Origin of the sequence: Clostridioides sp. ZZV15-6383 (assembly GCF_020657735.1) — a bacterium.
Classification (GTDB): domain Bacteria; phylum Bacillota; class Clostridia; order Peptostreptococcales; family Peptostreptococcaceae; genus Clostridioides; species Clostridioides difficile_D.
In genome coordinates, this window is record NZ_JAGWCV010000102.1 from 1 (window position 1) to 4,889 (window position 4,889).

Below are 4,889 nucleotides of genomic sequence, written 5' to 3' on the forward strand. Positions count from 1 at the left end.
AAATGGAAAAAATATCAAAATAAGGCTATGATTTTTAAAGCCATAGCCTTACAAATAAATGTTTAATTATCACTTAAAAAATAAATTTTTATTTAAAGAATACACATAAATATTTCCAGACTCGAAATTATTATAAACTAACTGACTGACACTTAACTGACAAAACCCTGTTTTTTTTGGTTTTACTGACATTTAACTGACAGTCAGTTTTATTATTTAAATAGAAGTTTACTTAGATTGTCAGAAGCTTCTTTGTCCATTTCCTCTAAAACATGAGAGTATCTATTCATGGTTATTTTTATATCTGTATGACCTAATCTTTCTGAAACAACTTTCATATTAGTGCCTCCTAGCAAAAGCAAACTTGCGTTTGTATGTCTTAAATCATGCACTCTAATATTTCTTAAATTATTTCTTTTAATAAAGCTATGAAAAGTTTTACTTAATGCAGTTGGTATCCAAGGCTTTAAATTTGTATTTAAACATACTAAGTTATTTTCATTTTCAAGTGTACCTTGTAATTTCATTTTGTTTTAATTTTTCTATTTTTAATTTTTCAATTAATTCTTTTGGAACTGACAAGGTTTTTTTTGATTTTTCTGTTTTTGGTTCTTTAAAAGTTATCTTGATGTTTGCATATATAAGGATTTGATTAATATTTATTATACTATTATCTAAATCAACATCAGACCATCTTAGACCAGCTACTTCTCCAATTCTTAAACTTAAAAGCAATATTAATAAAATAGGCATTTCTATTATGCTATTATTTAACTTTTCTATTAACAATAGTGTTTCTTCTATATTATATATTTCAATTTCAGATGTAACGTTTTTAGCTGGTAATTTCACAAAATCACAAGGATTTTCAGATATTTCTTTTAGTCTATAAGCCTCTTTTAAAACAGAAGATAGAAAATTATATCTGACTTTTGCACTTGAGGAAGTGAAATTATTAAAACTTTTATTTATAAATAATTGAAGTAAGCTAGGATTTATATATATAAGTTTTGTATCTTTAAAAAAAGGTTCTATATAATTATTAACCCAAGACTTTCTATTTACAGTTGTGTAAGGAGACCAATTATTTTCATTTGTTATTATGTACTTATAACATCTTTCTGCAAGAGTTATTTTATTTGGAGTTATAAACTTATTATTGTTTATAGTAGCTTTTATTTCAATTAAATGTTTTCAGCATCCTTTTTCTTTTTATAACTTCCATAACTTTTCTGTTTTATCTTGCCAGTCGTTTCCTCTATGTACTCCACGTATACATAGAATTTCTCTCTCCTTTTTCTTATAAAAGCTGATTTGATATTCATATATGTACACTCCCTTTATAAGTTTATATGTTTTATATAAAAGAGCAGTTTAACTGCTCTAATTATATCTAGTGAATATTGAGATGATTTTTCAAAGCTTCTTGAAGTATCTGAGAAAAATTAACCTTATGTTTTTCTGCTTCCCTATTAAGTCACTGAGGAATAGTAAGTGTCTTTTTAACAGAGTAATTTTCTATAGCTTTACGGTGAATAGGCATATATATTTCTATTAAAGTAGGTATTTGATTTTTCTCTAAATTTAAGTTATCTATAGTAGTTGCAGTAGGGATTATGTAGTTATCTTCTTCCATCCCATATAGATGCAATCCTAGAGCTTCTTTTGCCATTTTTAAGGCTTCTTCTGTTGTATCTACACATGTAAGACAGCCTGGTAAATCAGGAAATTCTACAGAGATACCATCCTCATCATAGCTTAGTATAGCAGGATATACATATATATCTTTTTTCATTTTATCAACTCCTTACAATTACATTATAAAACGTACTTATATACGTGTAAATAAGAAGAATAAACTAAAATAGAAATTTAAATGTAATATATAGGTAAAATATGTAAGAATTATATGTTATAATATTTTTAGCAAGAAGATGCAACCTACAATTTATAGAGTGGAATTCATGTATCAAAAATTATCCTCCCAACGCTAAGAAGGGAGGTGAATATACATGGATAATTTTTTAAAAGGTGTACTAGAAAGACTATCTATTAGTTTAATAGTTTGTCTAGTTAGCAATTTACTTAAAAAACGTAAAAAACCACTCAAAGCTGGCACTAAGAGTGGTTGGGAATTTGATTTGAAAATCAGATTCCATAAAACTAAGTAATTTTCAAATTACGAACTCCACTCTACCATAAATAGATTGTAGTTCTTCTTGCTTTTATTATACCACAAATTGGTACAGATATTCAAAAATAATATTTTTATGATATAGTAAAAATATAGAAGTATTGTGGCATTTCAGTTTCGAGTAAATTGTCTAAAATGTTATAGACGATTTTATATTAACTATATAGTATGTAAATATTAAAATATTTTCATTTACTTATTTTTAAATAAACTAATAATAAGATTAAATATAATAAATCCAGTTGTTGAACCTAAAGCACTAACAGGTACTGATGATATATTAGCGAAATTATTCAATGCTGATAGACATAACATTACTATAGAAACTATAACTGAATAAGATATCACTGTAAAAAATGGAATTGAAATACTTATATTTAACTCTGCTTCATATTCTTTCATAATATCTTTCCTTTCAAATTATTTTGCTTAACTTTATTATAGCATTTAAACATAATTAAATGTAAAAATATAGTTAAAAATTAATTGAAAATATCAATTATATGTTATGATATAATAAAATTATAGAAGTTTTGCAGTGAGCGATATTTGTGATAAAATATGGATTAACAGTTGCAATGTAAGGCATTGAGAACATATGATAAATGTTATCAATTGCACTATTAGCCGCTCACTGCAAATTTGAGAGAGTTGTATATGTGTAGGTATTGAAAATACTTAGTTTATTTTGGGGTTTTATATTAACTAAGTGGTATGTAAAGCTGCTTGTTTCACATCTCCATCAAATATATGTGCTAGTTTTATATTAACTAAGTGGTATGTAAAGATTTTTTTAGATATAACAGAATAAGAATAATAAATAGGTTTTATATTAACTAAGTGGTATGTAAAGTCGCAAACAACTTTAAAATTAGTAAAACTAACTTCAAGTTTTATATTAACTAAGTGGTATGTAAAGTTAAAAGAATCTAAGATAACATCTTGGTCTAAATATAGTTTTATATTAACTAAGTGGTATGTAAAGAGAAACCAAGAAATAACGCCACATATAATGCCATACGTGTTTTATATTAACTAAGTGGTATGTAAAGGTATCTCGTATTATCTTATAAGCCATCCCTCTGCAGAGTTTTATATTAACTAAGTGGTATGTAAAGCCTATTTTGTATTGTTCAAAACAAGACTTATAAGTTAGTTTTATATTAACTAAGTGGTATGTAAAGCAAGGTCGTGGAGCATGGCATTGTCATATGGCTATGAGTTTTATATTAACTAAGTGGTATGTAAAGTTGATTTAAGTATTCATCTCTTATAGTAATTACATCGTTTTATATTAACTAAGTGGTATGTAAAGATTATTTCTGCTTGTAGTAATTTGCAAACAAAATTTCGTTTTATATTAACTAAGTGGTATGTAAAGTCAAAATCAAACTAATACAACATCACAAGCACAAGAAAGTTTTATATTAACTAAGTGGTATGTAAAGTGATAATACTATCAAAGAGGCTTTTAATAGAATTATAGTTTTATATTAACTAAGTGGTATGTAAAGGCGGAAATAGAAAAAATGTACCCCGATTATGAGTTGTGTTTTATATTAACTAAGTGGTATGTAAAGTTATATTTTTTATAAGTAGGGACAAGTATTCTAAGGTTTTATATTAACTAAGTGGTATGTAAAGCGCTATGACCACTTGATTTAAAATGCACTGAATACTGTTTTATATTAACTAAGTGGTATGTAAAGAAAGTAATGATAAATCATTTGAAATAAATGAGATAGCGTTTTATATTAACTAAGTGGTATGTAAAGCCTTAGCTTGTGCAGTAGCTAACACAATTTTAGCATGTTTTATATTAACTAAGTGGTATGTAAAGGTTGTTACGACTGCCATAGCTGCTGAAAAAGTACCAAGTTTTATATTAACTAAGTGGTATGTAAAGGAAGATGAAGAAGATTCAAAACGATTAGCACTTGAAGAGTTTTATATTAACTAAGTGGTATGTAAAGACTGCAGAAATAGAAGTAGCAGATTTAGGAACATCAGGTTTTATATTAACTAAGTGGTATGTAAAGACTACACCAGTTGTTACATATGTTACCATAACATAGTTTTATATTAACTAAGTGGTATGTAAAGAGACTTATCAAGAGGAAATAAAAATATAGCTGGTTTAGTTTTATATTAACTAAGTGGTATGTAAAGCGATACTATAATATCTTTGTTGAGTTGGGCTATAGTGTTTTATATTAACTAAGTGGTATGTAAAGTGACAGAAAACTAGCAACAGCTAAAAATCAAAAAGGTTTTATATTAACTAAGTGGTATGTAAAGATGTCAGAGCGCTGTATTATTCTCTTGTACAATTCAGTTTTATATTAACTAAGTGGTATGTAAAGTCTGGTGACGTTGTTGTTGGAGAAAATAATCCTCCTGTTTTATATTAACTAAGTGGTATGTAAAGTGTTAAATTTATATTCTGTTTCTTTACTACTTCCTTTGTTTTATATTAACTAAGTGGTATGTAAAGTTTTATAAAATGTACTAGAAAGACTATCTGTTAGTTTAATAGTTTGTCTAGTTAGCAATTTACTTAAAAAACGTAAAAAACCACTCAGACGCCAATGAACTGGAACCCTATTTTTGGACAAATTTTTAAACCACTCCAAAAATAGGTTTTTTTATTCTCTTTTTTCAAATATAATAAAATTAAAAACGAGGAAAATATATG

General features: G+C 26.4%; 6 protein-coding genes, 1 pseudogene and 1 CRISPR repeat array. Of the genes and pseudogenes, 1 reads left to right on the forward strand and 6 read right to left on the reverse strand.

The genetic code is table 11. The features are described from left to right. Nucleotides 1-212: 212 nt before the first annotated feature. The 5 genes and pseudogenes from KGF42_RS18640 to KGF42_RS18660 all read right to left on the reverse strand — a co-directional run bounded on the left by KGF42_RS18640 (nt 213) and on the right by KGF42_RS18660 (nt 1,795). Nucleotides 213-527: a tyrosine-type recombinase/integrase gene (locus KGF42_RS18640; protein WP_227823523.1), complete on the reverse strand. Its 315-nt coding sequence runs from the start codon at nt 525-527 to the stop codon at nt 213-215. Further along, nucleotides 505-852, reverse strand: coding sequence for a hypothetical protein (locus KGF42_RS20265; protein ID WP_227823524.1), 348 nt, complete (start codon nt 850-852; stop codon nt 505-507). Before KGF42_RS20265 ends, KGF42_RS18640 begins: the two co-directional genes overlap by 23 nt. A 171-nt stretch (nt 853-1,023) precedes the next feature. Then, a pseudogene (locus tag KGF42_RS20270) lies at nt 1,024-1,185 on the reverse strand (site-specific integrase); the annotation flags it as partial. Continuing rightward, nucleotides 1,185-1,325 carry an Arm DNA-binding domain-containing protein gene (locus KGF42_RS18655; RefSeq protein ID WP_227823525.1) on the reverse strand — a complete coding sequence of 47 codons (141 nt, stop codon included), beginning with the start codon at nt 1,323-1,325 and terminating at the stop codon, nt 1,185-1,187. The pseudogene KGF42_RS20270 and the gene KGF42_RS18655, both read right to left, overlap by 1 nt. Nucleotides 1,326-1,477: 152 nt before the next feature. After that, the gene (locus tag KGF42_RS18660) at nt 1,478-1,795 is read right to left on the reverse strand and encodes a type II toxin-antitoxin system HicB family antitoxin (RefSeq protein ID WP_413927047.1); all 318 of its coding nucleotides are present in this window, start codon (nt 1,793-1,795) and stop codon (nt 1,478-1,480) included. Between the two features lie 217 nt (nt 1,796-2,012). Between KGF42_RS18660 and KGF42_RS18665 the strand changes: the two genes are divergently transcribed. Then, nucleotides 2,013-2,171 carry a type I toxin-antitoxin system toxin gene (locus KGF42_RS18665; protein ID WP_227826872.1) on the forward strand — a complete coding sequence of 53 codons (159 nt, stop codon included), beginning with the start codon at nt 2,013-2,015 and terminating at the stop codon, nt 2,169-2,171. A 215-nt stretch (nt 2,172-2,386) separates the two neighbouring features. Here KGF42_RS18665 and KGF42_RS18670 read toward each other — a convergent pair whose 3' ends face one another. Beyond that, entirely contained in the window at nt 2,387-2,596 is a 210-nt protein-coding gene (locus tag KGF42_RS18670) for a hypothetical protein (protein ID WP_227823527.1), read from the reverse strand. 291 nt (nt 2,597-2,887) lie between these two features. After that, nucleotides 2,888-4,688: a CRISPR direct-repeat array (repeat unit 29 nt; unit sequence GTTTTATATTAACTAAGTGGTATGTAAAG). Nucleotides 4,689-4,889: the final 201 nt, after the last annotated feature.